This is a genomic window from Pseudoselenomonas ruminantium (assembly GCF_900104055.1).
Lineage (GTDB): Bacteria > Bacillota > Negativicutes > Selenomonadales > Selenomonadaceae > Selenomonas_A > Selenomonas_A ruminantium_C.
On record NZ_FNJQ01000036.1, the window covers coordinates 14,102 to 29,510 of the forward strand.

Annotated in this window: 15 protein-coding genes; 3 read left to right on the forward strand and 12 right to left on the reverse strand. The window is 52.0% G+C overall.

Going from position 1 to position 15,409, the window contains the following annotated elements; translation table 11 throughout:
• Window positions 1-78: 78 nt before the first annotated feature.
• From BLQ59_RS13010 to folE, 5 genes are all read right to left on the reverse strand, one after another.
• Window positions 79-753, reverse strand: a complete 675-nt coding sequence (locus BLQ59_RS13010; RefSeq protein WP_074573288.1) for a uracil-DNA glycosylase — start codon at window positions 751-753, stop codon at window positions 79-81.
• Between the two features lie 159 nt (window positions 754-912).
• Window positions 913-1,911, reverse strand: coding sequence for a 2-amino-4-hydroxy-6-hydroxymethyldihydropteridine diphosphokinase (folK, locus tag BLQ59_RS13015; protein WP_081342576.1), 999 nt, complete (start codon window positions 1,909-1,911; stop codon window positions 913-915).
• Window positions 1,912-2,274: a dihydroneopterin aldolase gene (gene folB, locus BLQ59_RS13020; protein ID WP_074573289.1), complete on the reverse strand. Its 363-nt coding sequence runs from the start codon at window positions 2,272-2,274 to the stop codon at window positions 1,912-1,914.
• Entirely contained in the window at window positions 2,267-3,127 is an 861-nt protein-coding gene (folP, locus tag BLQ59_RS13025; protein ID WP_371118455.1) for a dihydropteroate synthase, read from the reverse strand. Before folP ends, folB begins: the two co-directional genes overlap by 8 nt.
• On the reverse strand, window positions 3,124-3,690 hold the full coding sequence (gene folE, locus BLQ59_RS13030; RefSeq protein WP_256324683.1) for a GTP cyclohydrolase I: 567 nt from the start codon (window positions 3,688-3,690) through the stop codon (window positions 3,124-3,126). Before folE ends, folP begins: the two co-directional genes overlap by 4 nt.
• 130 nt (window positions 3,691-3,820) lie before the next feature.
• On the opposite strand from folE, the gene BLQ59_RS13035 reads away from it, so the two are divergent.
• Window positions 3,821-4,531: a phosphatase gene (locus BLQ59_RS13035; RefSeq protein ID WP_074573292.1), complete on the forward strand. Its 711-nt coding sequence runs from the start codon at window positions 3,821-3,823 to the stop codon at window positions 4,529-4,531.
• Window positions 4,532-4,535: 4 nt separating this feature from the next.
• Here the strand turns inward: BLQ59_RS13035 and BLQ59_RS13040 are convergent, their stop codons facing one another.
• From BLQ59_RS13040 to BLQ59_RS13065, 6 genes are all read right to left on the reverse strand, one after another.
• The gene (locus tag BLQ59_RS13040; RefSeq protein ID WP_074573293.1) at window positions 4,536-5,102 is read right to left on the reverse strand and encodes a hypothetical protein; all 567 of its coding nucleotides are present in this window, start codon (window positions 5,100-5,102) and stop codon (window positions 4,536-4,538) included.
• Between the two features lie 188 nt (window positions 5,103-5,290).
• Window positions 5,291-5,899 carry an NlpC/P60 family protein gene (locus BLQ59_RS13045; protein ID WP_074573294.1) on the reverse strand — a complete coding sequence of 203 codons (609 nt, stop codon included), beginning with the start codon at window positions 5,897-5,899 and terminating at the stop codon, window positions 5,291-5,293.
• Between the two features lie 92 nt (window positions 5,900-5,991).
• Window positions 5,992-7,416, reverse strand: a complete 1,425-nt coding sequence (gene araA, locus BLQ59_RS13050; protein WP_074573295.1) for an L-arabinose isomerase — start codon at window positions 7,414-7,416, stop codon at window positions 5,992-5,994.
• A gap of 48 nt (window positions 7,417-7,464) precedes the next feature.
• Window positions 7,465-9,072, reverse strand: a complete 1,608-nt coding sequence (locus BLQ59_RS13055; protein ID WP_074573296.1) for a xylulokinase — start codon at window positions 9,070-9,072, stop codon at window positions 7,465-7,467.
• A gap of 32 nt (window positions 9,073-9,104) precedes the next feature.
• Window positions 9,105-10,529: a sugar porter family MFS transporter gene (locus BLQ59_RS13060; protein WP_176756809.1), complete on the reverse strand. Its 1,425-nt coding sequence runs from the start codon at window positions 10,527-10,529 to the stop codon at window positions 9,105-9,107.
• A 216-nt stretch (window positions 10,530-10,745) separates the two neighbouring features.
• A complete protein-coding gene (locus tag BLQ59_RS13065; RefSeq protein ID WP_074573297.1) occupies window positions 10,746-11,630 on the reverse strand; it encodes a LysR family transcriptional regulator in 885 nt (294 codons plus the stop codon).
• A gap of 282 nt (window positions 11,631-11,912) precedes the next feature.
• On the opposite strand from BLQ59_RS13065, the gene BLQ59_RS13070 reads away from it, so the two are divergent.
• Both BLQ59_RS13070 and BLQ59_RS13075 read left to right on the forward strand, forming a co-directional pair.
• Complete coding sequence (locus tag BLQ59_RS13070) at window positions 11,913-13,223, forward strand: S-layer homology domain-containing protein (RefSeq protein ID WP_074573298.1); 1,311 nt, start codon at window positions 11,913-11,915, stop codon at window positions 13,221-13,223.
• Window positions 13,224-13,254: 31 nt separating this feature from the next.
• Window positions 13,255-14,916, forward strand: a complete 1,662-nt coding sequence (locus BLQ59_RS13075; protein ID WP_074573299.1) for a bifunctional metallophosphatase/5'-nucleotidase — start codon at window positions 13,255-13,257, stop codon at window positions 14,914-14,916.
• Window positions 14,917-15,173: 257 nt separating this feature from the next.
• Here the strand turns inward: BLQ59_RS13075 and BLQ59_RS16555 are convergent, their stop codons facing one another.
• A complete protein-coding gene (locus BLQ59_RS16555) occupies window positions 15,174-15,404 on the reverse strand; it encodes an IS3 family transposase (protein ID WP_143092169.1) in 231 nt (76 codons plus the stop codon).
• Window positions 15,405-15,409 lie beyond the last annotated feature (5 nt).

Below are 15,409 nucleotides of genomic sequence, written 5' to 3' on the forward strand. Positions count from 1 at the left end.
CAAATAATTACGCATTTTACTATATCTTATGGGATTTTCCGTCAAAAAGCAAGAAAAACATGGAACTATTCCCATACATCAGATATCGGGCAGCTGCCAGTCAATCGGTTCTTGGCCTGTACGCTGCAAGAATTCATTAACCCGGGAAAACGGCCGGCTGCCAAAGAATCCCCGGAACGCCGACAAGGGGCTGGGATGCGGTGATTCCACAATGAAGTGCTGGGGATTCGTGATCATGGCCTTCTTGCGCCGGGCAGGAGAGCCCCAGAGGATAAAGGCCATGGGCTTTTCCCGCTGGTTCAGCAGCTCGATGATCTTATCCGTAAAGATTTCCCAGCCCTTCCCCTGATGGGAAGCCGCCTGATGCGCCCGCACCGTCAGCACCGTATTGAGCAGCAATACCCCCTGCTCGGCCCAGGGCTTCAGGCAGCCATTGTTCGGCATCGTGCAGCCCAGGTCCGTCTCCAGTTCCTTGAAGATATTCAAAAGCGACGGCGGCGGCTGCACCCCCGGCATCACCGAAAACGAAAGCCCATGCGCCTGCCCATCCCCATGATAAGGATCCTGCCCCAGGATGACCACCTTCGTATCCGCATAACTCGTATAGTGCAGCGCATTGAAGATCGCATACATATCCGGGAAAATCTGCCTAGTGCGGTACTCGCTGATCAGAAACTGCCGAAGCTCTTTGTAGTAAGGCTTCTCCAACTCACCGTTCAAAAGCTCCGCCCAATCATTATGAAAAATCTCCATTCAAACAACATCTCCCAATTCGATATATAAGACGCCTCAACCGCTGCGCGGGCAAAGCCGCTCTACGGCGAGCCCAGCAATGCAAAAAGATGTAAACAAGCCGCAACCCATAAAGGTGCGGCGCACTCCCTAAAGTGCCAGCCTAACGAAGCAGGTCATTTAGCGGCGGGGCGAAAAACAGTCAGCCCCCGCCCGCACATACCTAACAAAAGCAAGTCCACACCGCTCCTCCCGAGACGCCTTCAAAAACTCCGTCAACGATGGAAAGAACGTATCCGCTGCGAACTCTCCCGCAACTTCGGTCAACAAGAGCTCCTTCGCATACGGCAGCAACAAGCGATAAATCTCGCCCCCGCCTATGCAAATAAACCGCCGGTCGGACTCTTCCAGATGGATTTTCCCCAGCACGCCCCAAAGGTCCTCAAGGCTGCGGCAAACCAATACATCATCCCGCTGCAAACTCCGCGAAAGCACGATATTCACCCGTTCGCTGAGCGGCCGTCCTCCCGGCAGGGACTCCAGCGTCCTGCGCCCCATGATCACGACCTGCCCCAAGGTTTCCTGCCGGAAATGTGCCATATCTTCCTTGCTATGAACCAAGAGCTTTCCCTGCCGTCCGATGCCCAGCTTCGCATCCACACAGGCAATCAGAGACAACGGATAGGGCGCACTGACCTCCGCGGCCAAAGCTATTTCCTGCTGCCGGATTTCTGCCTGTTGGCACCACGCAGCAATCGTGCGCCCCTTCACGACCAGATCCGGCGCCAATTCCTGCAACGGCCGCAGCACAAAAGCCCGCTCCGTCAGATAGGGGTGCGGCAGCCGCAGTTCCTCTGTATCTGAAGTAAAACCTTCCGCCCAGAGCAGATCGATATCAATCGTACGCGCGCCCCAATGCTCATGGCGCACCCGGCCCAAATCATACTCAATCTGCTGCACAGCATGCAAAAAATCCAGCGGTGGCAGTGCTGTCTCCACTGCCGCCGCTGTATTGATAAAAGCAGGCTGATCTAATTTTCCCCAGGGCGCCGTTTCATAAAAACGCGCGTTCCCCAACAATTTTGTCCGGGGCAAAGCGACTATACGCCGCAGAGCCTCCCGCAGGGTTTCCCCACGGCTCCCAAGGTTTGCCCCCAAGCTCAGATAGATCTTCATCATTTATGCCCGGCTGCGCACCACACTGATGGACGCATCCATGAACACGCCCGGCAACGGCGCATGCGGCTTGTGTACAGTAACCCGTACCCGCTGTACCGGCAGGAAATCCCGCAGGATATTCTGCGCAATCTCCTCACCCACGGACTCGATGAGCTTGCGTGGCTGGCCTTCTACTACCTTCTTGACCACCGCATAGACCTCGGCATAATTCACCGTTGCCTCCAGCTTATCCGACTGCCCGGCCTCCTGCAGGTCCAGATACATGCTCACATCCACCGAAAACTCCTGCCCCATCTGGCGTTCTGCCGGCAATACACCATGATAGCCATAGAAATTGAGTCCCGTCAGTTTGATCTTATCCATTTTGCCCACTCCTTAAAATCACATCCGTCATGCGGCACATCCTGACAACAGGCTTCACATCATGCACACGCACAATGCCGGCCCCTTTCATGATTCCCACTACACAGGTTGCCCCGGTAGCTTCCATGCGCTCCTCCACCGGCAGGTCCAACGTCTTACCGATAAAGCTCTTGCGGCTCGTAGCCAAGAGCAGGGGATACTCCACACCATCCACCTGCAGGAGTTCCTCCTGCCGCCGCAGAACCTCCACATTCTGCTCCGCGGTCTTGCCAAAGCCGATACCCGGATCGAAGATGAACTGCTCATCCTTCATGCCGGCTTCCCGGCCAATCCGCAGCGACTCCCGGTAAAAAGCCTGCATGGCGTCAATGATATCACCATTATACTCCGTGCCGTTCTGATTGTGCATCACGATTACCGGCAGGCCGCACTCAGCCGCCACCTTCGCCATGGCCCCCGGTTCAGCCGCATACTGCAGGCCCCAGATATCGTTGAGGATATGCGCGCCCGCCTTAGCTGCCGCCCGCGCTGTTTCCGCCTTGAAGGTATCCACAGAAACCGGCACCGGCGAATTCTTGAGGATTTCCTCCAACAGCGGCATCAGCCGTTCCATTTCCTCGCTAGCCGGCATCGGCGTAAAGCCCGGCCGGCTGGATTCGGCACCCACATCGATGATGTCCGCACCATCTGCCACCATCTCTTCCAGATGACGCAGCGCCGTATCCCGGGTATTGAACCTGCCGCCATCAGAAAAAGAATCCGGCGTGATGTTCAAGATGCCCATCACCAGCGTCCGCTCCCCCAAAGTCAGTGTCTTGCCATCGGCGAAAGTGTATTTGCGTTGTACCATTATGCCTTTTCTCCTCCCAAAATCATCCATGCCTGTTGATAAAGGGCGGTATCATCCTTAAACACGCCATTGCATTCTGAAGTCACCGTGCGGGTGCCATGTGCCAGATCCCCCCGCATGGTCATGCAGAGCTGCTGGGCCTCGACTACCACGAGCACCGCCCGCGCGCCTAAGTCCTTCTTCACCGCAGCGGCAATCTGCGCTGTGAGCCGCTCCTGCAGCTGCGGCTGATGGGAAAGCTGCTCTACCAGTTTCGAGAACTTGCTGAAGCCGGCCACCCGGCCATTTTCCGGCAGATAGGCAATGCTGGCCTCGCCAAAGAAAGGCACCAGATGATGCTCGCACATGGAATAGAAGGGCACATGGCGCACGGCCACAATGCCATCCGAGCCGGCATCAAAGGTTTCGCCCCATAAATCCGTCGTATCCTTGCCGATGCCATCAAACAGGAACTCATACATCTGCGCCACCCGCTCTGGTGTCTTTTCCATTCCCCGCGCCTTTATATCCACGCCTATAGCCGCTAAGAAATCACTCATGGCCTTTATTGCCCGCTCGTTTGCCAAAAAAAAACCTCCCCACTGCATTCTCCCTATAATATACTACAATCATCCGCGATAAGCTAGTTTACTATAGCAAAATATCTGCAACTGCGCTATGATGTTAATCAGTAATGACAAATTTCAGGAGGTTCCTATGATAGATTTACTCGATGTCCATACCCATACCATTGCCAGCGTACATGCATACAGCACCCTGCGGGAAATGATCACGGCCGCTAGGGAAAAAGGCCTGTCCCTGATCGGCATTTCTGATCATGGCCCCAAGATGCCCGGTGCTTTCCACGAATTCTATTTCTGCAATTTCAAGGTCATTCGACGCGATGCCTACGGCATTGACCTCGTGATGGGCGCCGAACTCAATATCATCGACTACAACGGCTCCACTGATCTGCGCCAGGATCTCTTAGACCGCATAGATTACGCGATTGCAAGCCTTCATGATCCCTGTATCCGTCCCGGCACCCGTGAACAGAACACCGCAGCCCTGATTGGTGCCATGAAAAATCCCCGCGTCAAGATTATCGGCCACCCGGACAATCCCCAGTATCCCGTGGATTTCGACGCACTGGCCCAGGCTGCCAAAGAAAACCATGTACTGCTGGAATGCAACAACAGCTCCTACACCCCCGGCGGCAGCCGCAAAGGTTCCCGCAAACTGGCAGGAGAACTGCTCACCGCCTGCAAGAAGCACGGCGCCATGGTCATCATGGGCAGCGACGCCCATATCGACCTCGACGTCGGTAACCATGAGTATGCCCGGCAGCTCATAAAAAAATACCAGTTCCCGGAGGAACTGGTAATCAACAGCCAGCCTGAGCTGTTCAAAGCGTGGATAAAGGACTGAGGACTTACATGCCCAGTACAGCTGATTCCAGCTGGTCCGTGAACTGATCCATATCTTCCGGCATCCACATCTTGTTCTTCTTATCATAGTTGCACTTCACGGTGAATTTCTGCGTGCCATCTGCCTGCAGGCCATCCATCATCTCGACCAGGATATCCGTGATGGTATCGGTGATCATCTTCTCCGAAGGATTTGCCGGCATGCGCGTCTTCAACTTCTCCACCAAGGTCTGCTCATCAAAGGTTTTCTCAAAATTGAAGCGGCTGACCGTGACTTCCACTTCAGCCTTTTCCCCATCCTGGGATTTCGGCTCGACGGCAATATCCACACGCTTCAAGGCATTCAGATAAGCCTCCGCGATACGCGTGGACTGATCCTTGGAAAACATACCTTCACTAGCAGCATTGAAATTGCGGTTAAAGGTCTTGATCAATTGCTTGTGCAATTTGTCGCCATCCACCTCATATTTTGCCAGGGTCTCTGCATCCTGATACAGGATACCCTTACACAAACTCATGACGTTGTCCTGCGGCTTTTCCTTCGGGGCACAGCCTGCCACCAATAAGCACATAAAACATAATAATACACATAAGTACACAGATTTTCCCCAGCGCGATGTTTTCATATATAACCTCCAAAAACAAATAAAATAAAATCAGCATAAATGCATGCCTGATCATCTGTATTTCTTATGGTATTATAAAATTATTAAATTCCTCTTAAATTTAGATAACTTTGTTACAAAATGTTTATCGTGCCTTATTTTCCCGTATAACGATAGACCTCTGTCCAGCCGCGTCCATAGGCGCTATAGCAGTCGATTTCGCCGCCCTGATCTCCAGTGCGCCAATCGCCGCCTATCGGGTTATTCACACCGCGGGCTTCCACCGTCCAGCCATTCCCCACATAAATCGCGATATGATAGCCGGGATTGCAAAGGATATCACCGCGTTGCAGGCTGTTCTTGACGGCGTACCAGGGATACTTCTGAAAGCCACCGAGTTTCTGCAGATCGGTCCAGAGCGTATCCGCATCGCCAGTAAGCTGTTTGCCCTGATAGCGACTCCAATAAGCGGGATTTTTCTGCCAGGCGGCAATAACGGGAAAACCTGCCTGGTCCAGTGCATGGTAAATGAGCGACGAGCAGTCATAATCCGGGCCTTCCCTTGAACCGGTATACGGCCTGCTGGCCGTAGCATTTTCCTTGCCCTGGGAGTAGCCATGACGGTTATCTGCCGCAATGCCCATGGCCCATTCGATGGCTTTTTCCATGGGATTTGCCGCCTGCGGCGCAGCCTGCGCAGTCGCGCCAAACAGCATGCTGCCCGCCAGGACAGAAACCATCCATAAACGAAATATTTTTTTCATCGTCAACACCTGCCTGAATACGAAAAAGAGACTTCCAACTGTACTGTATCTATCATACAAGAAGGAAGTCTCTTTTTCAAATAGGGGTTAATTTAGCAAATTTCTACCAGATTGACGCCCAGCATCACGCCGAGGTCGTGGATCTGTTCTTCCGTCAGGCGGAAGGACAGTACCGTGTGATGGCCGCCGCCAGCTTTGATCCATTCGGTAGAACCTTTCTTGAGGCCGCATTTCGGCGTCCAAAGCTGTTTTGCTACCGGCAGATGCGGGGTTTCCGCTTCAGCCTTGCGGCAGTCAACCGGATAGCTGATCATGCGGAAGCCATCGCGGAAGTCAGCCACCGTCACATCGACAGCTTCGCCATCAGCGCCCGTGAATACCAGACGAGCCGGATCATCCTTGCCGCCGATATCCAACGGATGGACTTCAACTTTCGGTTTGTCGCTGGCAATGGTCGGGTCAACCTCGAGCATATGTGCACCGAGAATGGCTTCATGGCCTTTGCGCAGGTCAAGGGTGTAGTCTTCCATAAATACCGTACGGTCATTATGGGCCATGATCTTCAGCAGGCGCGTCAGGGCAGCATGTTTCCAGTCACCTTCAGCAGCGAAGCCATAGCCGTCACGCATCAAAAGCTGAGCAGCGAGGCCCGGCAACTGTTTGAGGCCCTTGAGGTCCTGGAAGTTCGTGCAGAAGGCGTTGTAGCCTCTGTCATCCAGGAATTTCTTGATGGCGATGTATTCGCGCAGCTGATAGCGGACAGATGCCTCGAATTTTTCCTGGGGATTGTCTTGGGGATTCAGAATGTACAATTCTTCCAACTTCTTGTATTCCGCATCGATGTCAGCTTCGGAAACAGCGTCGACCTCATCCACGAGTTCGCCTACCGGCCAGTAATCAACCGTCCAGCCGAGCTGAATCTGTGCCTCAACCTTGTCACCTTCGGTAACGGCTACGTCACGCATGGTATCGCCGAAACGGCAGACGCGGATGTTGAAGCTTTCGTTGTAAGCCACAGCCACATCCTGCCAGGAAGCGATTTCCTGCTGAACTTCCTCATCGCCCCAGAAGCCATAAACAATCTTGTTGTTCAGCCCTAAGCGGGAGTTCAGATAGCCGTATTCACGGTCGCCATGTGCACTCTGGTTGAGGTTCATGTAGTCAAAGTCAATCGTAGCATAGGGAATTTCGTTGAGATACTGCGTAGCCAGATGCAGCAGCGGTTTCTGCAGGAGCTTCGTGCCACGAATCCAGTTCTTGGCCGGAGAGAACGTGTGCATCCAGGTGATGACGCCAGCTACTTCATCATGGTAGTTGACATCTTTCATGAACTGCGTGATGCCCTCAGCCGTGGTCATGACGCCTTTGCAGACGACCTTGTACGGCAGCTTGCCGCTCTCATTGAGCTTGGCGGCGATTTCCATCGCATCGCGTTCCACATTCTTGAGCTGCTCCTCACCATAGAGGAACTGACTGCCAGCTACAAACCAGAATTCATAATTTTTAACTTCTAACATCTAAAATACTTCCCTTCTATCTGACATTGACTACTAAACTCCACGGACTTACTTATCTGCAACCAACTTTCCAGCCTCTTGCTCAAGGGGCAGCCCATCCTGATAAGCCGCAATGAACTCCTTGCATCCTTCCACACCTTCCGCATTCGGCGTCAGCGTCGTGCTCTGCGGGTTCTTGAACACCTTGGTATCCAGGAAATCCGGCAGGCTGTCCTTGCCTGCATTATCCTTGGCATAGATGGCCAAGACCGCCATGCCCCAGGGGCCGCCCTCGCTGGCGGTTTCCATTACGGTAATGGGGATCCCCAGACTGTCGGAGAGTACCTGCTGCGCAATGACCGGCGTCTTGAACAGGCCTCCCTGGGCCACCATCACATCCGTCTTAACGCCTTCATCCTTGATCAGTACGTCCATGCCAATCTTCAGCGGCGCAAAGGCACCATAGAGCTGAGCCAGCATGAAATTGCCCAGGCCCATATGACTGTGAGGCGTTCTGACGAACAGCGGCCGCCCCGCCTCCACCTGCGTGATATTCTCGCCGGACAGGCAGCTGTAATTGACCAGACCGCCAGCATCCTTGTCCGCGCCCTGCACGGTATTGAACAGGGTGCTATAGAGTTTGGCCGGAGTCTGCTCATGGCCAATGGCTTTGGCAAATTCTCCGAACATATTCACCCAGGCATTGATATCGGAAGAACAGTTGTTGACATGCACCATGGCCACATTGGCACCATCGGGGGTTGTAACGATGTCGATGTCGCGATGCACCTCTTTCAACGGTTCATCCAATACATTCATGGAGAATGCGGAAGTCCCGACAGAGATATTGCCCGTGCGCTTGCGCACGCTGTTGGTAGAGACCATGCCCGTACCCGCATCGCCTTCTGGCGGTGCCATCAAAGCGCCGGCCTGCAGGGTTCCGCTCGGATCGAGGAGTCTTGCCCCGGCATCCGTCAAGTGGCCGGCCTCCGTGCCTGCCCGCAGGGATTTGGGCAGGATTGCGGTCAGCTTCCAGGGGTAAGCTGCGACTTCCGGCAGTTCGCTAAAGATCTTCACCATGCTGGCATCATAATTGCCAGTGGCTTCATCAATCGGGAACATCCCGGAGGCATCGCCTACGCCCAAGACCTTCTCACCGCAGAGCTGCCAGTGGATATAGCCTGCCAGCGTTGTCAGGAAGTCAATGTCCTTGACATGTTCCTCACCATTCAGGATGGCCTGATACAGATGGGCAATGCTCCAGCGCTGCGGAATATTGAAGGAAAGTTTTTCTGTCAGCTTGTCTGCAGCCTCACCCGTGATATTGTTGCGCCAGGTGCGGAACGGAGCCAGCTGCCTGCCCTCCTTGTCAAAGGGCAGATAACCGTGCATCATGGCACTGATGCCGATGGAGCCAATCTTGGAAAGCGTCACATGGTAGCGGCTCTTCACATCTGCCGCAAGCTCCGCAAAGCAGGTCTGAATGCCCTTCCAGGCTTCACTCATCTCATACGTCCAGATACCATCCACCAGCTGATTTTCCCATTCAAAGCTGGCGCTGGCCAAAGTTTCGCAGTCTTCGTTCACGAGCACGGCCTTGATGCGGGTGGAGCCGAGCTCCACCCCCAGTGCCGTCGCACCGCTTTCGATGCTTGCCGCATTTTTTACCAAATCCATAATCAAAGCCTCCTAAATGATGAAGGATTATCTTAGCCCATATTAGCAGCCGGGCGAGCTTCTTCTTTACCGTGTGCAATACCTGCTGCCTCAATCTCTTCGAGCGTTGCGCCACGGGTTTCCGGTACGCATTTGCGGATGAAAGCCACGCCCAAGAGGCAGATGCAGCCAAAGATGGCAAATACAGCGGCCTGGGAAATGCTGGCCGTCATGATCGGGAACAGCAGACCTACCAGGAAGGAACCAATCCAGTTGAAGGAAGATGCCATACCAGAAGCACGGCCGCGGATTGCCAGGGGGAATATTTCACCAACGATTACCCAGGTGAGAGGTGCCCAGGTAAAGGAGTAAAACGCAACATAAACACAGAGGAAACCAACGATCATCATGGGATCCGTATCCGGCACGATGCTGTTGATGACAGCCGGCAGGATGAAGGACAGGCCCATAACCGTGCCGCCCAAAGTCAGCAGCGTACGGCGGTTGAAACGGTCGGCAACAGCCAGGAAGACCAGAGAACCGAGAACCAGCAGGATACCCTGAATGATGGGCCACATCAGCTGGGAGCTGGCAGCCTGACCAGTAGCCTGTTCCACGATCAGCGGAATATAGTAGAAAATCGCATTTGCGCCCTGGAACTGCTGGAAGGCAGCCACGCCAACGCCAGCGGTAACCAGATAGCGGTATTTGTCAGAGAGGAGAGTGCTGAGGGAAGTATTAGCAGCTGCTGCCGATTCTTCCTGAGCCGTTTCCTGGATATCACGCAGTTCAGCATCCACTTCGTCTTTCTCACGAATAAAACCGAGCACCTGACGAGCTTCAGCAATCTTGCCATGGCGAACGAGGAAACGCGGAGATTCCGGGAGTCTCAGCACTCCGAGGAAAAGTATGATAGCCGGCACGGCAGCCAGACTGAGCATCAGGCGCCAAGCAAGGGTTTCCGGCATATCTTTTAATAGGAAGTCAACTACATAAGAGAGGAGCATACCAGATACAATCATGGTCTGATTGATGCCAGACAGGCGCCCACGCAGCCGGGCCGGAGACATTTCCGACATATAGGCCGGAACCAGAGCCGAAGCTGCACCAACAGCCAGACCAAGCAGCACGCGGACAGCGATAAGATAGAGAGAACCATCCTGCGGTGCCAGACCAGAGAGAATCGAACCAACAACAAAGATAAGTGCAGATAAAAGAATCATCTTGCGGCGGCCCAGTTTATCAGAAAGCTGACCAGCCAGCGCGCCACCGAAGATAGCGCCGAACATTACAGAAGAAGTGATCCAGCCGATGATGCTGGCATTGCCCGCCAGGCCCCAGTCATTTTGCAGGAAAGGCAGCGCACCAGTCATAACGCCGATATCGTAACCAAAGAGAATACCACCAAATGAACCAAAGAAATAGATGAATGCGCTGGAGATTTTCTTCTCCGACACATTAGAGGAACCCATTGTCATAGTGTACTAACCTCATTTCTCGTTTTTTCTTGTTCTTGTTTTTAAGCTTTCTGTGTTCGAGCACACTTATAATATAGCACTGCACAATTGCTTTGTCAATGTGTTTATTACTTTTTATTTGTGATATATTTATAAATCTATATGGTATTTTCAGTATATTCTTTTTATATTTTTGTCTGCTGAACAAGATTCAGCAGGCAAAAATATTGAAGTCTGTTATATGGACAGATTGCTGGTGATTTCCTTCAGATATTTGATCAGCAGGCGCTCGTCATCGTAGACCTGCCTCCCCTTCTTGGTGACGATGCCGGAATTAATATAGAACGGCTTCGTCATAGGAATGACGACCAAGTCATCCCGTTCGAGTACCGCCTGACGCGTCAGGAAAGTCGAGCCAATGCCCGCGCGGACGAGATTCTTGATGGTATGCAGATACGGCGAATAATGCACGACCTGTGGTTTCTGGTTGTCCTGAGCGAACATATCATGTACCATGCGATAGACGAAGAAACTGCTGTCGAGTAAAACCAGCGGTTCATTGACTACGTCGGCCAGGCAGACAGACTCCTTGGCAGCCAAAGGATTATGGGGACTTGTCACCAGACAGCACTCGCAGGCAAAGAGTTTTTCATAGTTTAGTTTCTGACTGAAGCCTGTTTCATAGTTGGTAAAGGCGATATCGAGTTTTTCCTCTTCAACCATATGCAGGGCGGAGATACCACCGGATTCACTGATATCGAGGCGAATTTCCGGATGCTGCCGGCGGAATTCGCCCAGGACCTTGGGCAGGAACTGCGTGCCCAACTGCAACGGCATCGCCATGCGGATATGATTGCGGTTATGGGCCATATCCTGAATTTCATCGTCGAGCCGGTCAATCTGGTCTAAAATGTGTTTGACTTTGCCAAGTAATTTATTGCCTTCATTCGTGATTATGATTTTCCTTCCTTCACGATGAAACAGATTCAATCCAGTCTCTGCTTCCAACGTTTGCATGGCCACGCTGATGGTTGGCTGGGAAACATGAAGGTTTTCTGCCGCCTTGGTTATATTCTGCCATTGGCAGACCTCATAAAAGTAACGCATCTGAATCAGTGTCATGATATCTCCCCTCACCTTACATTTTATTTCATCTAATGTCCTAATTATAGCATACATCTATGAAAAAAACTTATATTATCGTGAGCTGCACAATCCACCATAAGGACACATGTCCTTGTTTTTCTGTATTGTTTACGATAGTCTAATAAACATCAATTGCATCCACCAATTATTGTCTGAAAACTGTAAACAGGCACAATTATTTGCAGATAGGCCAAGTTTGACATATGCGATACAATTGATATATGTGATAAAAATCATATTGAGGGAGAGAATTTAGAAATGAAGAAATCTATGGTATCCGCACTCACTACAGCTATTGTTGTAGGCGCAGCCAGCACGGCATTTGCAGCCAACAACCCGTTCACCGATGTACCTGCCGATCATTGGGCCTATGATGCAGTCAGTCAGTTGACGGCCGATGGCGTCATCGAAGGTTACGGTGATGATACGTTCAAGGGCAATCGCAATATCACCCGTTACGAAATGGCCCAGATGGTTGCCAAAGCCATGGCAAAAAATACCAGCGGTGCCGATAAAGCTCTCATCGATAAATTAGCCGCTGAATTCTCCGCAGAACTCAACAACCTCGGCGTCCGCGTCAGCAACCTGGAACGCAATGCCGATAAGGTGCAGTGGCATGGCATGATGCGCTATGATTACGGCAGCGTCCGCTACGACAAGCATCCCCTGCAGAACAACGAGAAAACCAAGAACAATGAAAACACCGTTACGCTGCGTCTGGAACCGACGGCAGAAGTAAATGACCACTGGAAAGTGAAAGGCCGTCTGGATAGCTATCTGGAGATGAGCAAAGACGCTCCCACCTATGGCTGCAATGGCAATGTCGTCCTCAAACGCCTCTGGGCCGAAGGCAAATATGGCAATACCATGGTGCGTTTCGGTAAGATGCCCGTCACCATCGATATGGACATCATGTTCGATACCCAGTTCTCTGGTGCTCAGGTACAGTTCGGCAACAAACTCAAAACCACCATCAATGCCGGCCGCTTCAACCTGGCCAGCGGCAACCAATATTATGCCTATGGCAGAAGACAGGCTGCCGACGCTGGGGATAGCGACGACGCGGCCAGCTATCAGGCCATCGGCTTTACGGGCTGGCTGGGCAAACTGAATGCCGGCCTCGGCTATCATCATCTGAGCAGCAACGATTTCCATTACATGCTTGGTTATGATAAGAATGGCAAAGAAGATCAAATGAACACCCTCACCGCCAAGGGAACCTATCATTTCGACAAGAATATCGCCCTGCAGGGCAACTACGGCCAGAACTTCAGTGCTGACGCATACAACAAATCCGGCAGCATCGTGCTGGGCTATAAGGAATTCGAGAACTTCGATACCACCAACGCCGGACAGTGGGGTATGGCCCTGGCCTACCGCCATGTTGGCCAGAACGTAGGCCCCACGCCAACTTATACGCTTGATGCCGGCACTAAGGGCTGGGAAATCAGCTGCCTGGCCAATATCATGCCGCATACGTACATCTGGCTCAAAGGCGTAACCGGCAAGACGCTGATTGGCAACCACGATTACAAAGAGCTCTTCGGCCGTATCGAATGGCAATTCTAATATAAGCAAACAACGAAAAGAGGCCCTATTTATGTTCCGTAAACGTTCCTTAAAAACCATGGCATTAGCGGCTTTGACCGCCGCTATCACCTCCGGCACAGCATTTGCCGGCGACCTGACCGTTTTTTCCACATCCGATATCCACGGCAGCGTGATTGGATGGAACTATTTCACCGCTCAGCCGGCAGACGTCGGACTTGCCAAGGTCAGCACGATTGTCAAAGAAGCCCGCAGCCAAAAAGGCAAAAATGACGACATCCTCGTGCTGGATGCAGGTGATATCCTGCAAGGTACCCCGCTCGATACCTATATGGTCCAGCACCCGAATGAATGGAAAACACATCCCATGTTCGATGCCTTCAATACCATTGGCTACGATGCCATCGAACTGGGCAACCATGAATTCAACTTTGGGATGGACTACCTCAAAAAAGCCATCGGCAAGAATCAGAATGTCCTGGCCGCCAATGTCATCGATGACAAGACTGGAAAAACCTGGTCTGGCGTGAAACCATACATCTTGAAGACCGTCACGCTTGACGGCGAACAGGTCAAAGTTGGCATTATCGGCACCGATACGCCGGCCATCCCCATGTTCGAAGATCCATCCCACTTTGCCGGCGTGCATTTTGCCGATCAGGTTCCAGTTTTCCAGCAATGTGTCAAAGAGCTGAAAGCTCAGGGCGCCGATATCATCATTGGCATGACGCACTCCGGTGTCCCCCGCAATGACCGCAGCGGCGCCGAAAATCAGGTTGTGGACATTGCCAAGGCCTGCCCGGAACTTTCCCTGCTGATCTGTGCCCATAATCATGTGGTCATCGATAACCAGTCCGGTATCGTCGGACCTGACGGCACGAAATATGCGGATTCCGTGATCAACGGCGTACCTGTCGTAGAGAGCGGAAAAGATGGCAAATTTGTCGGCAAGAGTGTCCTCACCATCAATAAGGAAAATGGCAAATGGAAGGTCAACAAAGTGACCACAAAAGCCGTATCCACAAAAGGCGTAGCCGATGATCCCCAGATTGCCAAACAGGTAAAACCATGGCATGAAAAGACCTTGAAGCACCTGCAGACGGTAATTGGCCAGGCCTCCGCAGAATTCTCCGGTGCCGAGTCCAACCATCAGGATTCTGCTATCGTAGATCTCGTGAATGAAGTGCAACGCCACTATGCTGGTACCCAGCTGTCCGCATCTGCTTCCTTCAACACCAGCCAGAACATTGCCAAGGGTGATATCACCCTGCAGGAATTGTCCGGCCTCTATATCTACGAAAATTACCTCTACGGAATTGAGATCAATGGCGCCGAACTGCGCAAATACATGGAACATGCAGCCAGTTTCTATGGCACGTCCCCGGACTATAATTACGATATGCTGCAAGGCGTAGATTACACGATTGACATTACGAAACCGGTCGGCCAGCGTATCGTGAAGCTACAGTATCAGGGCAAGGATGTTCAGGACAGTGATAAATTCACGCTGGCCATCAATGACTACCGCATGAACGGCGGCAGCGGCTATATGGAAGCTATGGGCTATACGGATGGCAGAAAGCCAAAAGTCATCTTCGACTCCATGCGCAAATACGGCGATGATGGTCAGATGCGCAGCCTGATGATTCGCTACGTACAGGAAAAAGGAAGCATCACCCCCACCTGTGACCATAACTGGAATGTCATCAAATAATATTCATAGCATAGCCTTATAGGAAAATCTTATAAGGTTATCAAAAAGCCATATTTTACAGTGTTGTTGTTCTATGGCATAATATCATCAATCGAAGAGATGAGATTGTATAAAAATTGTATATTCTCTCTTCCTTTCCATAACACAACATCACATCAGAGAAGGCCAGCCCGCTCCCTGGTGTGCTCCCCGTCAAGTGGACAGGTAAAAAAATAAAAATATTCATTGCTGCTCGCAACTAATGCGAGCAGCTTTTTTCATGCAGCTCCAACCAGTTTTTCGTGGTACTCACTTGGGGTTCGTATGCCTAAATGACGCTGTGGTCTGTCATAAGTGTAATATCTTATATATTCCTCAATTGACTCAACCAACTCTTGCCGGGAAGTAAATCTGCGCCTGTAGTACATCTCGCGCTTCAAGATACCCCAGAAGCCTTCCATGGGGCCATTGTCTAGGCAATGTGCTACACGGGACATGCTTTGTGTCATACCGG

Bases quoted from the DNA above. Each gene is read 5' to 3' on its own strand.
- BLQ59_RS13070 (WP_074573298.1), top strand. From the start codon at position 11,913: ATGAAGAAATCTATGGTATCCGCACTCACTACAGCTATTGTTGTAGGC.
- BLQ59_RS13035 (WP_074573292.1), top strand. From the start codon at position 3,821: ATGATAGATTTACTCGATGTCCATACCCATACCATTGCCAGCGTACAT.
- folB (WP_074573289.1), bottom strand. From the start codon at position 2,274: ATGGATAAGATCAAACTGACGGGACTCAATTTCTATGGCTATCATGGT.
- araA (WP_074573295.1), bottom strand. From the start codon at position 7,416: ATGTTAGAAGTTAAAAATTATGAATTCTGGTTTGTAGCTGGCAGTCAG.
- BLQ59_RS13065 (WP_074573297.1), bottom strand. From the start codon at position 11,630: ATGACACTGATTCAGATGCGTTACTTTTATGAGGTCTGCCAATGGCAG.
- BLQ59_RS13045 (WP_074573294.1), bottom strand. From the start codon at position 5,899: ATGAAAAAAATATTTCGTTTATGGATGGTTTCTGTCCTGGCGGGCAGC.
- BLQ59_RS13040 (WP_074573293.1), bottom strand. From the start codon at position 5,102: ATGTGCTTATTGGTGGCAGGCTGTGCCCCGAAGGAAAAGCCGCAGGAC.
- folK (WP_081342576.1), bottom strand. From the start codon at position 1,911: ATGATGAAGATCTATCTGAGCTTGGGGGCAAACCTTGGGAGCCGTGGG.
- BLQ59_RS13060 (WP_176756809.1), bottom strand. From the start codon at position 10,529: ATGACAATGGGTTCCTCTAATGTGTCGGAGAAGAAAATCTCCAGCGCA.
- BLQ59_RS13075 (WP_074573299.1), top strand. From the start codon at position 13,255: ATGTTCCGTAAACGTTCCTTAAAAACCATGGCATTAGCGGCTTTGACC.
- BLQ59_RS13010 (WP_074573288.1), bottom strand. From the start codon at position 753: ATGGAGATTTTTCATAATGATTGGGCGGAGCTTTTGAACGGTGAGTTG.
- BLQ59_RS16555 (WP_143092169.1), bottom strand. From the start codon at position 15,404: ATGACACAAAGCATGTCCCGTGTAGCACATTGCCTAGACAATGGCCCC.
- BLQ59_RS13055 (WP_074573296.1), bottom strand. From the start codon at position 9,072: ATGGATTTGGTAAAAAATGCGGCAAGCATCGAAAGCGGTGCGACGGCA.